At 55.2% G+C, this 20814-nt stretch carries 13 protein-coding genes; 7 read left to right on the top strand and 6 right to left on the bottom strand.

The window, feature by feature from the left end; translation table 11 throughout:
* Nucleotides 1-121: 121 nt before the first annotated feature.
* Complete coding sequence (gene mnmE / locus BLR44_RS25310; protein ID WP_089687546.1) at nucleotides 122-1501, top strand: tRNA uridine-5-carboxymethylaminomethyl(34) synthesis GTPase MnmE; 1380 nt, start codon at nucleotides 122-124, stop codon at nucleotides 1499-1501.
* 575 nt (nucleotides 1502-2076) lie between these two features.
* On the top strand, nucleotides 2077-2589 hold the full coding sequence (locus tag BLR44_RS28740) for a hypothetical protein (RefSeq protein ID WP_218127186.1): 513 nt from the start codon (nucleotides 2077-2079) through the stop codon (nucleotides 2587-2589).
* 958 nt (nucleotides 2590-3547) lie between these two features.
* Here the strand turns inward: BLR44_RS28740 and BLR44_RS29440 are convergent.
* The 3 genes from BLR44_RS29440 to BLR44_RS25290 all read right to left on the bottom strand — a co-directional run bounded on the left by BLR44_RS29440 (nucleotide 3548) and on the right by BLR44_RS25290 (nucleotide 4965).
* The gene (locus BLR44_RS29440) at nucleotides 3548-3889 is read right to left on the bottom strand and encodes a transposase (protein WP_089687543.1); all 342 of its coding nucleotides are present in this window, start codon (nucleotides 3887-3889) and stop codon (nucleotides 3548-3550) included.
* Between the two features lie 87 nt (nucleotides 3890-3976).
* A complete protein-coding gene (locus tag BLR44_RS25295) occupies nucleotides 3977-4405 on the bottom strand; it encodes a hypothetical protein (protein ID WP_089687541.1) in 429 nt (142 codons plus the stop codon).
* A gap of 152 nt (nucleotides 4406-4557) precedes the next feature.
* Complete coding sequence (locus tag BLR44_RS25290; RefSeq protein ID WP_089687538.1) at nucleotides 4558-4965, bottom strand: hypothetical protein; 408 nt, start codon at nucleotides 4963-4965, stop codon at nucleotides 4558-4560.
* Between the two features lie 608 nt (nucleotides 4966-5573).
* Here BLR44_RS25290 and BLR44_RS25285 point away from each other — a divergent pair.
* The 3 genes from BLR44_RS25285 to BLR44_RS25275 all read left to right on the top strand — a co-directional run bounded on the left by BLR44_RS25285 (nucleotide 5574) and on the right by BLR44_RS25275 (nucleotide 10678).
* Complete coding sequence (locus BLR44_RS25285) at nucleotides 5574-9083, top strand: choice-of-anchor tandem repeat GloVer-containing protein (RefSeq protein ID WP_089687536.1); 3510 nt, start codon at nucleotides 5574-5576, stop codon at nucleotides 9081-9083.
* 313 nt (nucleotides 9084-9396) lie between these two features.
* A complete protein-coding gene (locus BLR44_RS25280; RefSeq protein ID WP_143017471.1) occupies nucleotides 9397-9687 on the top strand; it encodes a response regulator transcription factor in 291 nt (96 codons plus the stop codon).
* Nucleotides 9688-9853: 166 nt separating this feature from the next.
* Nucleotides 9854-10678 (top strand): LytR/AlgR family response regulator transcription factor, encoded by an 825-nt coding sequence (locus BLR44_RS25275; RefSeq protein WP_089687530.1) that lies wholly within the window; start codon nucleotides 9854-9856, stop codon nucleotides 10676-10678.
* Nucleotides 10679-10749: 71 nt separating this feature from the next.
* Here BLR44_RS25275 and BLR44_RS25270 read toward each other — a convergent pair whose 3' ends face one another.
* The 3 genes from BLR44_RS25270 to BLR44_RS25260 all read right to left on the bottom strand — a co-directional run bounded on the left by BLR44_RS25270 (nucleotide 10750) and on the right by BLR44_RS25260 (nucleotide 17089).
* Nucleotides 10750-12831, bottom strand: coding sequence for a tetratricopeptide repeat protein (locus BLR44_RS25270; protein ID WP_218127185.1), 2082 nt, complete (start codon nucleotides 12829-12831; stop codon nucleotides 10750-10752).
* Nucleotides 12832-13086: 255 nt separating this feature from the next.
* Nucleotides 13087-15540, bottom strand: coding sequence for a histidine kinase dimerization/phosphoacceptor domain -containing protein (locus BLR44_RS25265; protein ID WP_218127184.1), 2454 nt, complete (start codon nucleotides 15538-15540; stop codon nucleotides 13087-13089).
* 466 nt (nucleotides 15541-16006) lie between these two features.
* Nucleotides 16007-17089, bottom strand: a complete 1083-nt coding sequence (locus BLR44_RS25260; RefSeq protein WP_089687721.1) for a mechanosensitive ion channel family protein — start codon at nucleotides 17087-17089, stop codon at nucleotides 16007-16009.
* 234 nt (nucleotides 17090-17323) lie between these two features.
* On the opposite strand from BLR44_RS25260, the gene BLR44_RS25255 reads away from it, so the two are divergent.
* Together BLR44_RS25255 and fdhD are read left to right on the top strand one after the other, a co-directional pair.
* Nucleotides 17324-19771 carry an ABC transporter permease gene (locus BLR44_RS25255; protein WP_089687521.1) on the top strand — a complete coding sequence of 816 codons (2448 nt, stop codon included), beginning with the start codon at nucleotides 17324-17326 and terminating at the stop codon, nucleotides 19769-19771.
* 147 nt (nucleotides 19772-19918) lie between these two features.
* Nucleotides 19919-20773: a formate dehydrogenase accessory sulfurtransferase FdhD gene (gene fdhD, locus BLR44_RS25250; RefSeq protein WP_089687518.1), complete on the top strand. Its 855-nt coding sequence runs from the start codon at nucleotides 19919-19921 to the stop codon at nucleotides 20771-20773.
* Nucleotides 20774-20814: the final 41 nt, after the last annotated feature.

The following is a 20814-nucleotide window of genomic DNA, read 5'->3' as shown; positions in this document are numbered from 1 at the left end:
CGATGAGTAGGACATTTTGCGTTGCACAGACGGGCAGCGCGGCAACGCAACTGTTGGGTATGCAGCGAGAGAGGGTTCAGGAACTGATCGCCCTGATTCCGTGTATCTTTGCCGTACCGTTATGCACACGTCTCTTCTCCATCATCAAGATACCATCGTGGCGCCGGCTACTGCGCCCGGCACCGCCGCCCTGGCCATCGTCCGCCTCTCGGGACCTGACGCCATTGCCCTGTGCAATCGCGTTTTTCCGGCCAAAGATCTGCAAGCCCAGCCGTCACACACGTTACACTTCGGCACCATTCGCGACGGTGACGATATTGTCGATGAAGTGGTAGTCAGTTTGTACAAGGCCCCCCGGTCGTTTACACGCGAAGATGTGGTGGAGATTTCCTGCCACGGGTCCAATTACATTGTCCGTCGGCTGGTGCAATTGTTCATTCGCCAGGGCGCGCGCATGGCCCAACCCGGTGAGTTCACCAAGCGGGCCTTTCTGAACGGCCAGTTCGACCTGGCCCAGGCCGAAGCCGTCGGCGACCTCATCGCGGCCGAATCGGAAACCGCACACCGGGCCGCCCTGCACCAGATGCGCGGCGGTTTTTCGCGCGAACTGCACGAGCTGCGCGAAAAGCTGGTTCACTTCGCGTCGATGGTTGAGCTGGAACTGGACTTCGGCGAAGAGGACGTGGAATTTGCAAACCGGGACGACCTGCGCACCCTGATTCGGGACCTGCACCGCGTGATCGACGGGCTGATCCGCTCGTTCGATCTGGGCAATGTGATCAAGAACGGGGTCCCGACCGTGATCGTGGGCAAACCCAACGCCGGAAAATCTACCTTATTAAATAAGCTGCTCAACGAAGAGAAAGCCATCGTCTCGGACATTCCCGGCACGACCCGCGATTTTATTGAAGACGAGCTGGTGGTGGGGGGTGTCACCTTCCGCTTCATCGACACGGCAGGCCTGCGCGAAACGCAGGACACCATCGAAGCACTGGGCGTGCAACGCACCCAGGAAAAGATGCGGCAGGCTTCGCTGATCCTTTACCTGTTCGATGCCACCGACACCGACCCGGCCGAAATCCCGGACGTCCTGGCTACCATCCGCGAAACCGGTACGCCCGTGGTGCCTATCGCCAACAAGGTGGACCAGTTGTCCGCAGTGCAACGCAGTGCTTTTCAGTCCATTGCAGATCTCTTGTTTCTCTCGGCCGCTACCGGTGAAGGGCTGGAGGCCCTCCAGCAACGCCTGCTCGCCACCGTCGACCTGCAGGAGTTCCGGACCGGTAACACCACCGTCACCAACCTGCGCCACTACGAAAGCCTCCTGAAAACCCGCGAGGCCCTCGACCAGGTACTGGCCAGCCTCGACGCGGGCGTCACCGGCGACTTCTTGGCCATGGACATCCGTCAGTCGCTTCACCACCTTGGCGAAATCACCGGCGAAATCACCACCGACGATCTGTTGGCCAATATCTTCTCGAAGTTCTGCATCGGGAAGTGAAATATAATAGTTACCAGAAAGCAATAATGAAAAACTAGTGACTATCAGACCTTTAATGCATCACATACTTGCGTATAATCGCCCATGATTTGATATTATTTGCACCTTTAGTGTATCTACACAAGATGGGTACAAAACCGGTACAAGCATATCATCACGAAAGCGATCCGCATTATAGTGCGAGAGAAGACGGTCAGCAAAGGACGTAGAAGCCTTTACTTGGACTTCTACCCAGAACTGCCAGGAGTAGCAAAACCGTCGACGCGAGTAAAAAAGTTTCTCAGATATCCTTCCTAAATAAACTGAGGTAAGGGTGTCATAGAGGCACTTTTTTGTTTTTTAGCTTGTAGGCAACGGCTAATGTAGCAGCGGGCGAAGGCTTCGCCGAGCAATAAGTATCAATTGCAGATATTTCCTCTTCTAAAATAAGGAAAAAATGACATTTAGGGAAAAAGTAATCTTCTAATTAAAGGAATAAACCTTTTCTTAAATTTGTATGGTTTTGAATACAAAAGAGCAGGGTCCGATTCCTGGTTTTATAGAGAAGAAGGTGATGTTATAAGAAATATATTATTTTGTTTTATAGTCATGGAAGTGGATTATCAATTGAGCCAGTTATGGCTATAAGAATAAAGCCTATAGAAGAAATTCACAGAAAAATATCTTCTAGAAACAATAATATTGATATAATCGACACAAAAGTAGATGTGTACAAGTTGGATGATAATACCGATGGTATTTATAGAAAAAATTCAAGTTTGAGTATTGCTTGCAACGATAAAAACGAGACTGAGAATGCTGTCAACTTAATAATCTACTGCTTCGAAAATGCTGCGCTAGAATACTTTGATAGGTATTCTAGTGTATCTGATATAGATAGTGCAATAAATGATAATCCAGAGTATAAATCTGTTTTAACAGGAAGTGTAGAGCCTTTAAGGTATATTATAGGATTAATTGTAGCTAAGCTTAATAATAATCCTTCACTTGATCAATTGATAGGATCATATAGTCAAAAAATTAACGCAATACCATTCGATCCAGTGAGATTTAAAAAAGAGTTTTCTGACCTACTTCATGTTTTATAAGTGAGGTCATATAGTGAAAAATTCAGAGGATAAGAGTTTTATTTTGATTCCAAAACCTGTAGCCGAATGGCCCTATACAAGGTTTTTAAGCTGATCGACAGCCAATACCGCTGCTATTTTAAAATTGGGTAAATGAGGTAGATGGCGTGCCGGTTTTCGTTGTTGGAATAAACAGCTAGCTAGCGAAGTGAGCTCCCTATTATTCTTCCCAAATGGGATCACTCAGCGACACTTAAAAACATTACACAGCCTACATTTTCGACCATTCCGACTTCGATAAACAGAGCAATCAACATCACTCATGAAAAGTGCGCGATCGATTAAGGATGGAGGATATTCTTCAGATCAATTTACTTTTACGATTGTTAAGACCCTGTCTAAAAACCATATCGCAACATTTGCAAATTAATATTTTATGAGACCTGACACTTTTGCAGCTATTTTTATTAGGACAATATCTTTATTAGAGATAGCAATTGCGTTTTATTCTATTTATAAGTTTTTTAGTAACTCAAGCGGACATTTTGGGGGTGTTTTGATATTTATATATGTAATGCACATTATTTTCTTAATAGCTTTATTTAGCCTCACTTATGAAAATAGCTTCAAAATACACTATTTAGTTATATGGCTCCTAACTATTCCCTCAACATACTTATCTTATATTATTTTAGTTAGGCAAATATTATCGCTTTGGTAATTTTAACCTACGTTATATTTTTTAATTTCAACCAAGGCAGTAGAATTCCAGGTATTGTTAATACTAGATAGTGGTAGTGTCAAGTAATGCGTGTCAGGTTGTAGTGAGTTTGACCTGCATCAGGCGCCTGTATCTTTCTACTCGCACATGAACCTTAGTGGTAAATCCACCCTGACTGCGACCCAATGCTTCCTGCTCCAGGCTACTCTTTTTTTGCTCCGTTGCCACGGTGGCCGGCCGCATGTTGATGCGCCCTGATCACTGTAGTATCGATGAAATGGACCTGCCACCGGGTCGCCGGGCGATCGATTTTGGCTTCGGCATTGTCAGCTTCCTGCAAGCTCTGCCAGATTTTCTCCCAGATGCCTGCTTTACACCAGCGTTGATAGCGGCTATAGACCGTTGACCAAGAGGGGCCGCCCCCTGCTCATAACGCTCAGGTAGATCTCGCCAGGGAGCACCAGTACGTACTACCCAATGGATGGCATTTAAAATTAGTCGGTGGTCACTAGCAGGTCGCCCCGTAGCTGGCTTCTGCTTTGGCAACCACTGGCTGAGTCGTCCCCACTGGCGATCGGTAAGCTCGTCCCGGCGGGGCATCGCTTCGCTGCATTCACCTAATTTACAATGCTTTTGGAGTTTGCATACACGCCCTAGCCATGCTACTTGCCTTGTGTTGTAGGGCGTTTATCTCTCCTTTATTCCTTTTATTCCATATTCGTCTGGATGGTCAGCAATAATTTCTCTATCATCTTTGCCATCTGTAATAATTATTTCATACGAATCTGATAAATCTTTGTAATCACCTGGAATTAATATCGAGCATTTTAATTCTTTTGCTAACTCTTTGTAGAACTTATGATTTTGATCAAAATCATAAGTTCTAGTCATTGGACAAATCCAAGGTATCAACTCAAAAGTAAAATCTCCCCGCTTAAACAAGAATTTTTGAATGACTACTGTTTCATCATCTGTCTTTTCCTCTCGATCAAAATATTCAGCTAAATCTGATACAATAAAAATCTTATCGAGTTTAATATGCAAAATCCTAGAGTAAGCTACTTTGAGTCGCTCATCATCAATTGCGTGATCTAATAAAATTGTTTCATTTTCCATAATGCCCTACAACGGATAAATGCAGCCACAGGCCGATCATATTTGCATTTTTTGTTCGTGTTTCAATATCAGAACTTAGGGCATAAAACCCACAAATTGAATTTCAAAATAGGGTTTGTGGCTGAATTTTGTTGGCGGCAGTTTACTCATTCTCATTTCCAAAACTTCCACCAAGGTTGCATTTCTTTGTTAATAAATTCCTTAATCTCATATAATTCACCATCATCTCCCTGAACTTTCGCTCCAAGAACCGATGCAATATCAATCATTTTGTTAATTATTTCTTTATCTGGATTCTTCACAACTATCTGTCCATTTGCATAAGTGAACCAAGCAAAGTTGCCATTTATACCATTTTTAGAATATTTTGCCCAGACACTTAGTCCTTCATCTTCAATCCTAATTTTTTGTCCATCATCGGTTACTGCTCCTGCAAAATGATCTAAGCGCATTTCATCGTCTTTAGTCACATAACTAATCCAATCAGTTAGAGAAATGTCTCTTGATGATTCTTCATCAAACCAATTTGATTTTCGAGTTATGTGTAGATCGTATCCCATTTTTATATTGCCGCCAACGTATGTATAAACGCACCTTTTCCAAAAGGTGCCGTTATTTCTGCTACAGTTGACCTCTTCTATGTCCAGCAATCGTTATAGTAAACTGGCCATTAAGATTCGAATATAGCCTTTTTACTATCAATCATTATAATTTAGAGGTTACTATCACCCATGCGTGGAAGCTTGTCTTAGGCTTTCCATGCTTTTGCTTGCTGGCCCAACTCATTTTCCAGCGCCCCTACGTTCCCTTGGCCACATCCGTTTGGTGAGCGGTTTGGGACTTTCACGTGGTGCTACTGCCGCGTCTTATGGCCGCCTTTTTGTTATTGCCATATTATTTTTTTACTACTTATTCTTTTCTACAAACCATTTAACTACCTTGTCCTCAGGTATTTCCCTGTGATGACTCCGTTTGGGTGTAGAGCCTGATCTCTATTTTTCTCTTGTGCGCTTGCCATCGGTTTCGACGCGATAGCAGCTTTTCTTTTCGGCACCACAGTTTGGTTCATGTATGAGCGAACTGGCCTCTTTCCAACCCGGCCAATTCCTCAGAAAGACGTACTGCACCCCTCACCTCGCTTTTTAATTTCACTCTTATACCCTATCCTATGATTCACGTTAACGTTCACCATCGAATCGCCCTGGCGATTCTGTGGATGAGTACGCTCTCGGTCAGCGCACTCGTCCCGACACACCTGTATGCTCAGGCCCGCCTGTATGGCGCCACCACCAGCGGAGGTCTGGGAGCCGGCACCTTGTTCTCGTCTCAACCGGATGGCAGCGATTTCCGGGTTGAATACGCCTTTCTTGACCTTGGTTACCAACCGGCCGACCGCCCTGTGCAGGCGAGCAATGCTCTGTTTTACAGTGTCAATACCCTGGGGGGAGACCATAACCTGGGCACAATTTTTCACTCCTCCGCTTCGGGAGAGTTTACCCGGTTGCATGCTTTCACGCCGGGTGAGGGGCAAGCAGCTACGGGGTTGACGGAAGGGCCGGACGGCGCCCTGTACGGCATGACGAGGACCGCATTTTATCGACTGGCCCTGGATGGCACCTTCACCATCGCGTACACGTTTTCCGATGCGGATGGGACTTTGCCCGTGGGCAGTCTGATCCTGGGCAGCGACGGCTATTTCTACGGCTCGACCAGCCTGGGTGGGGCCAACGACCTGGGTACTGTATTTCGGATTATGCCCGACGGCACCGGTTTTGACAAACTCCACGACATGACCGAAACAGACGGGGGACGGCCGGTGGGGAGTTTGCTGGAGGCAGGCGGCGCACTATACGGTGTTGCCCTGGGAACCGGCCTGAACTGGCAGTCTGTAGGAGAAGGGAGTGTGTTTCGTCTGCAGACCGACGGGACGGGCTTTGCGGTGTTGCATACGTTCCCGCAACCTAACCAGCCTGTGGGTGGCCTGGTGCAAGCACCGAACGGCTACCTCTATGGTATTTACACCTCGGCGGGAGGCGGCTACGGCGCTACGTACGATGTATACAAGCTACAACCCGACGGCACCGCTTATTCGGTTCTGCCGGCTACCATCGGCATAGGTTCGGATCGATTTTACAACCAACGTATTCTGAAATCGCTGATGGTGGCGAACGACAACCACTTGTACGGTTTTTACGAAGGCACGCGCGACGGTTCTCGTTTCAGCGAAGCGGGCCCGACCACACTTTTTAGGATCGAGTCCGACGATTCGTTTACCGAACTTGACACTCCCTATGATTACCACCCGATCGGCAGTTTCATTCAAGGCAACGACGGGTACCTGTACGCCTTGTCCGACTACTATATCGTGACCTTACTGGATGGCACCCAGGCCCCGGGTAGCCTGTTCCGAATTGCCACCTCCTCGTCCCCAACAGAGCACGTCCACCCCCTGGGGCCGCCCGATGGAGGCAACTGCGATGCCCTCTCGCTGACACTCATCGGCGATTACCTTTACGGCACCTGTCGTCAGGGCGGCGCGTCCCAATCCGGTACCTTTTTTCGCTACCATCTTCCCTCCAGCACGTTTCAAAAACTGCACGATTTCTCGAATGGACGTTTCCCCGGCGGAAAAATCGCCCTTTACAACCAACGCCTGTACGGACTTCTGATGGATTATAACGAGTCGGCCCGCAGCACCGGCTCGTATGGATCGTGGGTCAACCTTTTCAGCATGGCGCTGGATGGCAGTGCTTACACTGAAGTTCCCGATTTCTTTAATCTTTTCGACTACGCCATTGCGCCCTGGTCCGGCCTGATTCTGGGCTCCGACGGTTTCCTATATTTCTCGAACGGTGGGTTTGTTGACTTCATTTATGGAGACAATGCAAGTGTTGTGAAAGCACCGGTAGCCGGCAGCTCGACCGAAGAAATCCTGACGTTTAGCTACTCTCTGAACGAGGATGGTTACTATGATATTCCACAGGGTTTTGAACCGCATGAGTTAATTGAGGGCAGCGACGGGTTTCTGTACATGATGACAAACTTCGGCGGTGATTTTTATAACGGCAGTAATTACGAAGAAGACAAGGGCACCATCGTAAAAGTAGCCAAGGACGGTAGCATGCCCGAGGTGCTTCACCATTTCAATACCAGCGACGGCGATGGCCCCATCGGTGGGTTGGTCGAGGGCAGCGGGGGCCTACTCTATGGCATGACACACCAGGGAGGTACGCACGGGTTGGGCACGTTGTTCAGCATTCACCTCGACGGCAGTGGCTTCCAGAAGCTCTACGACTTTTCGACCGTCAGTGGCGGCGCGCCGGTGGGGAGTCTCCTCCTGGGTGAGGACGGGTACCTGTACGGCACAACCCAGCAAGAAGGGTCCGATGATTACGGTACGCTCTTCCGCCTGATGACAGACGGTTCGGGATTCCAACGACTGCACGATTTTCAGATCGCCGATGGCACCCACCCTTTCAGTGGCTTGGTCTACTACGACGCAACGTCCACTGACGTCAGGCTGTCGTTCGAAGCCGAATGCGCAGAGGTAGGAGCCCACTGGACCACCAGTACCAGTACGCTGACCTCTCATGGGCAGTATGCCTACGCGTCGTCCAGCAACTACAGCCCCACTGGCCAGGCCAGCGACCGCATCCGCTTCACGTTCGAGGCGCCACAAACCGACCACTACACCGTGGCGGCCCGGTTTCGTGCGCTGGGGCCCAACCGAAATTCGTTCTGGGTCCGGCTCAACGGCGGTGCCTGGCAACGGTGGGATCTGCCCGTGGGCTCTCCCTACCAATGGGCGACCCTGCCCTTCAGCGGTGCGGAACTGATGAGCGGCACCAACCACATTGATGTAGAGTACCGCGAAGCCCATACCAACTTCGACAAGCTCGTCGTGACCGACGGATCCCTCCCCACCGACCTGGGGCCTGAAGCGACCAACTGCAGGGTCGACTTCACGGCCTACCTGGAGGCCGAGTGTGCTGAGGTGGGCACCAACTGGCAGACCAACGGCAGCACGCTGGCGTCGCACGGCGCATACGCCTACTCGTCTACCAGCCATTTCAGCCCGACCGACATGATGTCGGATCGCATCCGCTTTGCTTTTGAGGCGCCACAAACCGACCATTACACCATCTCGGCCCGTTTCCGCGCCATCTCCAACAACCGGAATTCCTTCTGGATTCGTCTGAACGACGGCGCCTGGCAACGCTGGGACTTACCCGTGGGCGATGCGTACCAATGGGCCGACGTGCCGTTCAGCGGTGAGGAGCTGATGAGTGGCACCAACACCATCGACTTCGAATTCAGGGAGTTTCACACCAACTTCGACAAGTTGTTCATTACCAACACGGGCGAAGCCGCCTCGGGCATGGGGAGTGCCGCTACCAACTGTAGCGATACCCGGCAGGCCTCAGCCACACGCGCTGCTGCCCTCGAAATCTACCCCAATCCTACGCAGGGTCAATTTACGCTGTTTTCTACGGAGGTAGATTTGGATCAGGCGCAGGTGCAGGTCGCTACGCTGGAGGGACGCGTGCTTTCCCACGTGCCTGTGCAACGCCAGGCCTCCGGCCTGGAAATCGACCTGCGTGGTCAACCCGCGGGCATCTACGTGATTCGGGCGACCACGCACGAACAGGTCTTTACCCTGCGTGCCATCAAGCAATAATCCGTTTGCGTCAACTCATTTCCTGATAAAGCGGTCCGCTGCATGCAGCGGACCGCTTTGTTTTTTGCGCCCGTCCTCGGATTGCGTTTTACGTGCTCAGGTCTGGAACGCGCCGGTTCAGACGCAACAAACATGGTACGAAGTGTTACAGAACAACGGAACCTCTTTGTAGGAAAAATACCCCCATTTGCGGGAACAACATTGTGATTGTCAGGCATTTTATAGATTTTCCATCACACATTTATTACAAGTATGCCCGATAGAAGCGAAACTGTTTAACTTATTTTTCTCTCATTCTTTCTTGCCGTTGCTTATGTTGCCTCTCGCCTTTTCGTACGCCCCTTTTAAGAGCACGTCGGATGCTTCACGCCTCAAACCCACCGAAACGCCACGCGTTGTCGACCTGAACGCTTCGCCCATGACGGACCGCGAGCAGGAGGTGGTTCGGCTGGTAGCCAGCGGCCTGAGCAGCAAACAGATTGCCCAGGAGCTGAACCTGAGTGTGCACACGGTCCACACGCACCGGAAGAATATTCTGAAGAAGACGCAACTGCCCAACATCAACGCCGTGATCCGGTGGGCCTCGAAGAAGCACCTGATCTGACGGACTCCTGTGTCGTTCGTGGTCGGTTATCTGTTACAACAGCGGGAAGGCAAGGCTACCGGGAAAAAGCGATGCGTTGGCGGGAAGCGACCGTAAAAATTCACGTTCTCTTTTTATATTCAGGTTCCGTCCTCCGCCATGCAGGCCCTGCGAAACGTTCCCGCTTATGAAAAAAGTACGCATTCTGGTTGTAGAAGATGACGTTATGCAGGCCGAGCAGTTGGGGTTGCACCTGCGGAGCATGGATTACGAGGTGATGGCGCTGCTCCACAGCGGGGAAGAGGCACTGACGTACGTGCGTCAGCATACGCCCGACGTGGTGATTCTGGACATAGAACTGGACCGAACCGGACGGCGGATGGACGGGATCGAAACGGCCCGGCAACTGCGGTCGTCCTGCGACCTGCCCATTATCTACCTCACCGGCACGCGCGAAGTGGACGCGCTCGACGTCATTGCGCAGACCCGCCCCGAAGCATTTCTCTACAAACCGTATCTCACGCAGCAGGTCAAGCTGGAAATCGAGAAAGCCATCCGCCAGTATTCCGGGCGTATTACCGAAGCGGCCACCCAGGCGCCGTCCCCGCCCCAACCGAAACCCGTCCCCGAGGCCACACCCGCCTTTCCGGTGGCAACCCGACAAGCGTTTTACGTGAGCGACAAGGGAGTATATTACCGCGTGGGGGTGGACGACATCGAGCGGATCGAAACCCAAAACGGATTGTTGTTCATCCACGTACAGGAGGCGAAGTTTCCCTACACGCTGAGCCTGAATCTGGTAAAGTTCCAGCAGCAGTTTCCGCACCCCGACCTGGTACGCATCAATCGGTCCTGCGTCGTTAATCTGAAGCACGTCACCAAGTTCAACCGGACCTACGTGTGGGTCAATGCCAATCCGGTCATCATCGGCGAAACCTACCGCAAGGCCTTTATGGATTCGGTCTGCCGGCTGACGACCGTAGCCGACGACGGTGCCGAAACAGGCCATTGAGGCCATTTCGGTTCGGCTCCGGAACGCGATTGTCGGCGGTTCACCAGGTCCTTTTCCACACTGCCCCTGCCCTACCCGTACTGCGGAAATTCCAGCGTAAAACAAGTTCCCTGCCCATTAGTCCAACGTGATTGGCCCTCCAACTGCTGCGTTTGCAGTTGTACCAGACGCAGTCCAAAGGACGCCGGCTCGGTTCCCTCAGGTACAAAGCCGGGGCCGTTGTCCCGCACCCAGAGGCGCAACTGTGCGGCCGACTCGGGTTGCAGGCCTACTTCCAGGGCGGGGTCACGGACCTCCGAGAACGCATGCTTCGCGGCGTTGGTCACCAACTCATTCACAATCAGTCCTACGGAAAGCACCTGATCGGCCGGAAGGCGGGTCGGCATAACCACCAAGCGGGCGACCTGTTCGGACAAGCCGTACGTGCGCAGAATGTGGTGGACCAGTTCGGTCAGGTACACATCAACCGGCAGGTGGGTCAGGTCTTTGCCGTACAACATCTGCTGCACCAGCACAATGGCTTCTACACGCGCGTGGCTCTCCTGCAAAGCTTGACGGGCTGAAGGGTCGACCAACGTATGTGACTGCAGCGTCAGCAGACCGGCCACGGCACTCAGGTGATTTTTCAGGCGGTGGCTTTGCTCCCGCATCAAATTCTCAATCCGCGATTTCTGTCGTGCCAGTTCCTGGTTACTTTCCTGCAACGAGCGGTTGGTTTGTGCCAGTTCGGCTTCGTGCTGTTGCTGCCTTCGCCAAGCCTGTACCAACAAGGCCAGCAGTGCTCCCAGCAGAAGCGCAACCGCCAGCGCTAGTCCGCTCAGCCACCGCTGCCACGACAGCGTAGCTTCCCGCGCCTCGGCTTCAGCCGCCAACAGGGTGACTTTCTGTCGAGAGAGTTGTAGGCTGTCGTCTTTCTGCTGGGTACGGTAGCGCGTCTCCAGTTCGGCCACTTGTTCGCTGTTTTCTTCCCGCAACAGGGTATCGGTCCAGTTGGCCACTTGTTCCATGTGCCAGTAGGCGGAGTCGAACCGCTGCTGCGCCTTGTAGGTTGCGGCCAGTTGGTCGTGCATTTTCCAGATCTGACGCTTGGCGCCGATTTCTTCGGCCAGACGCCAGGCGCGGTGCTGCCATGCTAAGGCGTCGGCAAACCGTTGTTGGAAAAAGCGAAGGCGCCCGAGCGCCTGAAAGGAGTAGACGCGATCGTACGGACTGCCCTCCTGCAAAAAAATCTGGTGCGCGTCTTCCAGATAGCGGGCGGCTTTCCCGTAATCCGACTTTTGTTCGAGGTAAATCGCTCCGATGTTGAACCGCGTGTTGGCAGCTCCTATCCGATCTCCGGCCTGTTCTTTAAAAACAAGTGCCCGCTCGTAGTAGGCCAGGGCACTGTCGGGCAGGCCTTGGTAGTCGAAGGCGACCCCCAGGTTGTTGAGCACCCGCGCCTGGCCTTTGACGTCTTGCATGGCCTGGAAGGCAGCGTACGCCTGCTGAAAGTGGTTAATGGCGGATGCGTACCGTTGGGTATAGCTATAGACGGAGCCTATGTTGAGGTAGGCATTGGCCACGCCGCTGGACTCTTGCAACCCCTCGTAGATCTGTAGCGACTGCATCAGCAGCGTCAGGGACTGGTCATACTCCCCACGATGGCGGTACAGTTGGGCGAGTCGGTTGAGGGCATCAGCTTTTAGACGCGTATACGCAAATTTTTCGGCCTGTCGCACCGTTTGGGTCAGCACCGTAGTGGCCGAATCGTATTGTGACGAGTTTACCCAATAGACGCCATGCAGGTATAGGTTGGCCGTCTGCCCGTACGGATCGTCCGTTTCCGCGAGCAGTGAATCGTGCAAAGCCAGCGTGCTCCGGGCTGCATCCAACTGCCCCCGCTCCGTAAGAAAGAGGCCCTGTTCCAAGTAAGCCAGGCTGAGCAACCCTACGTCGGACAGCGTAGCGGCGCGTGCCAGAGCCTGCGCGAACCGGTGAGCCGCCTCTTGCTGCCGGCCGGTGACGTTGGCCAGTCTTCCTTCCACCAGCATACGCCGGACCTGGGTAGTTGCCTGGGCCGGCCACCTTTTGCTCTCGTCAAGGTAAAACGCGACCGAATCGTGCTGCGACAGCCGGTAATACACTTCGCCGACCCACACACAGGCTTCTCCCAACCTTTCACGATCATCCGCCTCCCTACTTAACCGAACGGCCTGTCGTGCCGACGTCAAAGCCTCTGACAAAGGAGCCCTTCTGAGTTGCGCTTCCGTCAGGGAAAAGAGCGCGTCGATCTGCTGCGCCACTGTTGGGCTGTTCTGTACTTCTTGCGTAAGGCTATCAAGGACAGCGGGTTGTGCTACTCGGCCCAACATCAGTAGGCTCAGTAATAAGGTGGAGAATTGCCCCATCAGGTTGCGGTTGTGGTATGATCAGAGGGCAGCACCTCCCTCCAGGGTTTCGTGCGGAAATTCCAGCGTAAAACACATGCCCTGCCCGTTGCTCCAACGTGCTTGACCTTCCAACTGCCGTGTTTGCAGCGCTACCAGCCGCAACCCGAACGAAGCCGTTGCTGTGGTGTCGGGTACAAAGCCGGGGCCATTGTCGCTCACCCAGAGGCGCAACTGCGCTGCCGACTCGGGTTGCAGCCCTACGTCCAGGGCGGGGTCGCGGACGGTGGGCAGGGCGTATTTTGCGGCGTTGGTCACCAATTCGTTCACAAGCAGCCCGAGGTGCAACACCTGGTCGGCGGGTAACCGCAAAGGCGCGATGTGGAGACGGGCCAGTTGCTCGCAGAAGCCGTACATCCGCAGAATGGTCCGGATGAGCTCGGTCAGGTACACGTCGACCGGCAGGTGGGTCAGGTCTTTGCCGTACAACATCTGCTGCACCAGCATGATGGCCTCTACGCGCGCGTGGCTCTCTTCCAGGGCCTGCCGCGCCGACGGATCAACGAGCGAATGCGACTGGAGTGTCAACAGACCGGCCACGGCACTCAGGTGATTTTTCAGGCGATGGCTCTGCTCCCGCATCAGCGTTTCGATCTGGATTTTCTGCTGCGCCAGCGTCTGGTTGCTTTCCTGCAACTGTCGGTTGGCCTCATCCAGGTGCTGAACGGTGCATTGCAGCTGTGCGTTGGTCGCGTCGAGCTGCTGGTTGCGCTCCTGTAGCTGACCATTGGCCCGGTCCAGTTGCCGGTTGGTGGTGGCAAGCGCTTCGCGTTGTTGCTGCAGTTGCCTGCGGGTTTGCGCCAGGGTATAGACCCACCCGCCCAACAGGGCTACCAGGGCCAGGGCGGAAATGCTCAGCCACCGCTGCCGGAACAGACGTGCTTCGCGGACTTCGGCTTCGGCCCCCAACAGCGTGACGCTCTGGCGGGCGAACTGCAAACTGTCGTCCTTCTGTCGGGTTTGGTAGCGGGTCTCCAGCTCGGCAATGCGGACGCTATTTTCTTCGCTCAGCAGCGTATCGCGCAAGGTCGACGCTTGCACCAAGTAATGATAGGCTGAGTCGAACTGGTGTCGTTGCGCAAACAGGTTTTGCAGATGGACGTACGTTTCCAGCTCCAGCTCCGGAATTCCGTTTCCGTGCGCCAGCGACAACACGTCGTGGGCGCGCTGCAAGGCCGCCGTTATCTTACCTTCTTTAAGGAACAACTGACTGAACACCAGCCACAGGTACGCCCGGTCGTACGCATTTTGCCGTGCCTCGACGATGGGTTCCGCCAGCTCCAGGTGGTGCCGGGCTTTCGCCAGGTCTTCCCGTTCGTCCAGGTACAGATTGGCCAGGTTGGTGTGTGCGTGCGCGATCATCGCCTGATTGCCCAAGGCTTCGCGGTACTGCAACGACCTTTCGTGGCTGCGCAATGCCCCTTCAATGTCTCCTTCCAGGCGTTGAACGGCCGCCAGGTTTCCGTAGCCGCGGGCCAGCCCGTCCAGCAACCGGGTGGCTTCGAAGGCTTCCAGGGCCCGGAGGTAATACCGCCGCGCCAACGGATATTCGTCACGGTAGTAGTGCACGTTGCCCATGCCCAGATAGGCCTGCCCCATGCCTTCGGTATGGCCCACCTGCCGGTGCCGCTCGGCCGTCCGCAACAGCGTAGCGAGTGCTGCCACGTAATCGCCACTTTCTACCTGTACATTGGCCAGCGTCGTGTAGCACTCTGTCCCCAACCGAAAACATGCGGCCCCGTCGGCCAGCGCCAGAGCACTGTCCAGCCACACGCGGGCCTCGGCATAGTCGGCACGCCGCTGCGCCAGCAAGCCGTGCATCCACACGACATGCGCCAATCCCCGGCGATGCTCGGTTCGCCGGTACAAGGCCTCGGCCGTTTGGTTGTACAGCGCGGCCGAATCCAGCTGCTGCTCGCGCATGGCCATAAAGCTGTAGGCCCGCAGCACATCGGCCTCGGCCGTGGGCAGCTCGTGTTGCCGGCAGTACGCCAGGGCTTCCTGGTAGCGTTGGCGGGCCGCCGGCACTTGGTCTTGCGCGCTTTGCAACGCCGCCTGTTCGGTCAGCACCCGCGCGATGCCCTCCGGCAATTTGTGGTGACGAAAGCCCTGTGCTGCCGCCTCCAGGTAGTACGCCGCCGAATCGAACTGCTTCTCGCGCAGCCACGCACTCGCCAGCCAGGTCTGTGCCCAGGCCGCCTGCACGGAACGGGCGGGTACGCTCCGCAGGGCCTGTGCTGCGTACCAGCGGCACGAGTCCGGGGCCGAATTGTAGTGGTGGTACTCGCAAAGCGCCAGGCACCGCTGTGCTTGCAGGGACGGTTGCTGGGTCTGCCCCAGCGGGGTGCGTAGCGATTCGGGGGTGGGAGGTTGCGCTCTTGCGCTTCTGGCCCCGCCGCCTACCCCGACCAGCAGCCCCATAACTCCCCACAACAAAACACGTGAGCAATGCAGCATTGTACGCATGGCGGAAGTCGATCAGTGGTATGGACAAGCGAAGTCGAGCAAGTGACAGAGCGGTAGGGCTTCGCACTGTCTTCAGATGCAGACTGTGCGAAACACGTAAAAACACCTGGCTCCGCCTCGTGGCTACTCTGCAGTCCCCTTGCCCTACACGGCCGAAGTGTGGTCCCTTAAAAATGTAGACGGGCCTGTGGAAAAGCCCTGTGTTCCTCTCTCTTCACGAGTAAACTTCAGTCAGTCAGCTCGTTAGGCCGACAAGAACGCGAAACCCCGGGGAAGATACAATACCTAAAAATAGGTATGCGCACGTGTTGGTATCGCTCCTCCCTGCGTACCACCGCCCTGATCGGGGAGCGTTTGGTGGATTTCCACCTTGACATAAAAAAAGCTGTCGCTCGAACGAGCGACAGCTTTGAATACAATCCGAACGAGGTTAGCGCTACTGAAACTTGGGCGCCAGCGGATTTTCTTCCGTCTGCCCGGCCAGGTAGAGCGTGCGGGTCGGATACGCAAACTCGACGCCCAGGCGTTGAAACTCTTCAAAAATGCGCAGGTTGATCGCCTGCTGAATGTCCATGTACTGGTTGTAATCGCCCGTCAGTACGTTGTAGACGATTTCGAAGTTGAGGCTGGAATCGCCGTACGACGCAAAGTGCGCGCGGTCGAACAGTACGTTTTCCTGCGCTTCGACGGCAGCGCGCAACACCTTCGGAATTTCCTTGAGCTGCTCCAGCGACGTCTGGTAAATCACCGTTACCTGAAACACGATCCGCCGGCGCTGCATGCGCTTGTAGTTGTGGATGCGCGACGACGTCAGGTCGCTGTTGGAGAACACCAACTGCTCGCCCGACAGACTCTTGACGCGCGTGGTTTTCAGGCCGATGTACTCGACCGAGCCCATTTTGTTGTCGATGATGATGAAGTCGCCGATCTCGAACGGACGGTCGAAAAAGATCACAAAGTAGTTGAACAAATCGCCCAGGATGTTCTGCGCCGCCAGCGCAATGGCAATCCCGCCGATGCCCAGGCCCGCAATCATGGCCGTTACGTCAAAGCCGATGTTATCCAGCAGAAACAGCAGCCCAATGCCCCAGACCACGACGTTTACGATGAAGATGATGCCGCCCAGCTGTTTGACTTTCTCCTCCCCGTTTTCCTGTTTCCGCACGTAGGTTCTCAGCAGGAGTAGAATGGTCGTGGCGATGAACCGAATGGCAAAAAACGTGATCACCACCGTTGTGGCCACTTCGATGATGCGCGTCACACGCGCCGAGAACGTGAGCGTGCGCAGGCCGATGTAGATCACCAGAAAGTAAAGAATAGGAATTCCGAACTTCCCGATGCTCTCGATCACGTAGTCGTCGATGTTGCTGTCGGTCGCGGCCGATAACTTTTTCAGGCGTTTGTAGACGATGTCTTTGAAGGCCTTCACCACAATCATCCCGATCAGGATAATGGCGGCCGCAATGAGGTAGGCTTGTACTGAATTGTTAAAATAGATCCGTTCTAGGGTTTCCTGCATGATCAGCAAATAGGGTTCTACAATAGATTGATGCTCAGCGCAAAGGTAAGATTCCACCCCTACTGATGAGTACAAACGGCGACAAAGCCGCTGCTGTTGCAAAAAGCTGATGACGCCAGGCAGGGGATGCTTCCATTTATCCGGTTATTTCTCCGCTGGTCGTTTTCGGGTGCAACCGGGGCCGGAAAAGCTGCATCTTATGGCGGTAGTTACCCTTATTTTCTCCCTACCTGTATGTTACGCAACTACCTTATCACCTCGTTTCGGAACCTGCTACGCCACAAGAGCTACACGCTCATCAATGCATTGGGGCTGGCCGTAGGGCTGGCCTGCTGTCTGCTGATCGGCCTCTTTATCCAGGATGAACTGGGCTACGACCGACAGCACGCCAAAGCCGACCGGATTTACCGCGTCACGCGCGACTTCCTCTCGCCCGACGGCACCGTAAGCCTGCACCTGGGCCACGTGGCGCCCCCGTTCGGGCCGCTGCTGGAAGAAGATTTTGCGGGTGTGGAGCACGCCACGCGCCTGCTGGAAACCTCCAGTCTGTTTTCCATTCCTACCCAGGACGGCAGTGCGCCGCGGGCGTTCAACGAGGATGATGTCTTTTTTGCGGAAGAGAACGTGTTCGACGTCTTTACCATTCCGGTGGTGCAGGGCAACCCGGCCACGGCCCTGAGCGAGCCTGCGACCGTAATGCTCAGTCGCTCGACGGCCGAACGCTATTTCGGCAACGCCGACCCCATCGGGCAACTGTTGCGGGCCGACAACCAGTTCGACGTACGCGTAACCGGTGTGTTTGAGGATTTTCCCCGCCAGTCGCACCTTCACCCCAACCTCTTGATCTCGTTCAAAACGCTGGAAAGCGATGAAGTATACGGCCGGGAAGGCCTGCGGACCAACTGGGGCAACAACTCGTTTGCAACGTACCTCCTGTTTCAGGAAGGTTACCCGGCGATGAGCCTGGAGGCAGAATTACCGGCGTTTCTGGACAAACACATGGGCCAGACCACCAACGACCCGAACTACCGGCCGCCGTCTACCTGGACGCACCTCTACCTGCAACCGCTCCGCGCCATTCACCTCCACTCGCAGCTCGATTCGGAAATCGAGGCGAACGGCAACATCCGCAACGTGTACGGACTGGGGCTGATTGCGCTGTTCCTGCTGGCCATTGCCGTCATCAACTTTACCAACCTGTCGACCGCCCGCTCGGCCACCCGCTCGAAAGAGGTCGGGGTGCGAAAAGTGGTCGGCGCGACGCGCGAACACCTGCGCGGGCAGTTCCTGACCGAGGCGGTGCTGCTGGCCGTGGTGTCGGCGGGGCTGGCGCTGGTCCTGGCAACCCTCGCGCTGCCGTGGCTGGAACAGTTTACCGACAAAACGCTGGCGCTGAGTCCGCTCACCAATCCGACGATCTGGCTGCTGCTGGGGGGCGGCACGTTGCTGACCGGTCTGGCGGCGGGCTTCTACCCGGCGCTGGTGCTGGCGGCCTTCCAGCCCATTCGTGCCCTGAAAGGCAAGATCGACCAGTCGGCAACCGGCAGCGCCCCCCTGCGCAAGGTGCTGGTCGTCACCCAGTTTGCCATCTCCATTCTGCTGGTTATTTGCACCGGCGTGGTCTACCAGCAGATCCACTACGTCCGCAGTCAGGCGCTGGGCTTCAGCAAAGACCAGATCGTGCTTCTGCCTTACCACGACGAGTTGAACGATGCCTACCTGTCGTTCCGCCAGGAAGCGCTGCGCAACGCCGGCGTCCAGCACGTGGGCCGCTCCTCGCGCACACCCTCGGGCCGGCTGCTCGACTCGCAGGGCTCGCAGGTGCGGCAGGGCGACAGCCTGATCTCGACGTCTACGGTCATCAAAAACCTGCGCGTCGACCACGACTTTATTCCGACCTACCAGATGGAACTGGCGGCCGGGCGCAACTTCTCGCGCGAGGTGGGCACCGACGATTCGCTGGCGTTTATCCTGAACGAATCGGCCATTCGCATGATCGGCTGGAACGATCCTCAACAGGCCATCGACCAGGAGTTTGTCTACGGCGGACAGGCCGGTAAGATCATCGGCGTGGTGAAAGACTTCCACTTCGAGTCGCTGCACGAGCCCATCGTGCCCCTGGTCATGCACATGAGCCGGAACTACTACAATGCTCTGTCGGTCAAGCTGACGGGCGGCGATCTGGAGGCCGGGGTCGCCCATCTGGAACAAACGTGGCATCAGTTCCTGCCCGAGCGCCCGTTCGAATACCACTTCCTCGACGAAAATTTCGACAACCTTTACCGCACCGAACAGGCACAGGGGCAACTGTTCCTGCTGTTTGCCGGCATCGCCATCTTCATCGCCTGCCTGGGACTGTTCGGCCTCACCGCGTTCAGCACGGCCCGTCGCCTCAAGGAAATCGGGGTCCGCAAAGTGCTCGGCGCGTCCGTACCGGGCCTGGTGCAACTCCTCTCCCGCGAGATGGTGGGGCTGGTGCTCGTCGCCAACCTGCTGGCCTGGCCCGCCGCCTGGTACCTGATGCAACGCTGGCTCGACAACTTCGCGTACCGCATCGACGTGCCGCTGTGGCTGTTTGCCGCGGCCGGGGTACTGGCATTGCTCATCGCGCTGCTGACCGTCGGCTGGCAGGCGACCCGCGCCGCAACCGTCAATCCGGTACAGGTCCTGCGGAACGAATAAGCGGCAGAGCGCCGAGGGCGGATGAGGGTGAAGAGCGACGTGTGGATGGATGAGGTGTAAACTTCTTGTGTCAAAAAGAGTTACTTTACGTGAAGGATCGGTGCCGCCTTGCCCGGACCACCGATCTGACCACCGAACACTTTTTTGATGACAACGAGCGTACACCCTACTCCCATTCTTCGCATTGGCACCCACCCGTCGGAAGAAGTCGATCTGCTGGCGGTAGAAGAGCCGCTGGAAATCCGCCTCGGCCACGGTCCCTGGGAAGACCGGCAACAGCACCGCCTTTCGGTTACGATGCGCACCCCCGGCCACGATTTTGAACTGGCCCTCGGCTTTCTGTTCGCGGAAGACATCATTCAGACGTACGATCAGGTACACAGCCTCCGGTACTGCACACAGGTACAACACCCCGAAGAGCGCGACAACGTGGTGCGGGTCGAACTGGCTCCGTCGGTCGTGCTCGACCTGGCGCGACTCCAACGGCATTTTTACACCTCATCCAGCTGCGGCGTGTGCGGCAAGGCGTCGATCGAAGCGCTGGCCGTCGCGTGCCCGCGCCCCCTCCCGACCGATTTTTCCGTCGCCGAAGAGGCCATCCACCGGGCACCGGCGCTCCTCCGCCGAGCCCAACTGGTCTTTGAACACACCGGCGGCCTGCACGCGGCGGGGCTGTTCGACAGTGCGGGAACGCTGCTGCGCTGGCGTGAGGACGTCGGGCGTCACAACGCGCTCGATAAACTGATCGGCAGCTACGTCGCTGAAAATCAACAGCCTCTGCGTACTTCGTTCGTGCTGCTCAGCGGTCGCGTTAGTTTCGAACTGGTGCAAAAGGCCATCCGGGCGGGCATTCCTCTGGTGGCGGCGGTGGGTGCTCCGTCGAGCCTGGCCGTGGCACTGGCGCGGCAGTACGGCCTTACGTTGCTCGGCTTTGTGCGCGACCAGCGGTTTAACGTATACACTGGCGAAGCGCGTGTAGTGCTGCGAGAAACGGTTGCATGAGACGATCAGCATATCAGGCCATTAGCCAATTTGTAATCTGA

Source organism: Catalinimonas alkaloidigena, assembly GCF_900100765.1.
Taxonomy (GTDB): domain Bacteria; phylum Bacteroidota; class Bacteroidia; order Cytophagales; family Flexibacteraceae; genus Mooreia; species Mooreia alkaloidigena.
Note: the sequence above shows the minus strand (reverse complement) of the source record. Positions and strands in the feature narration are given on the sequence as shown.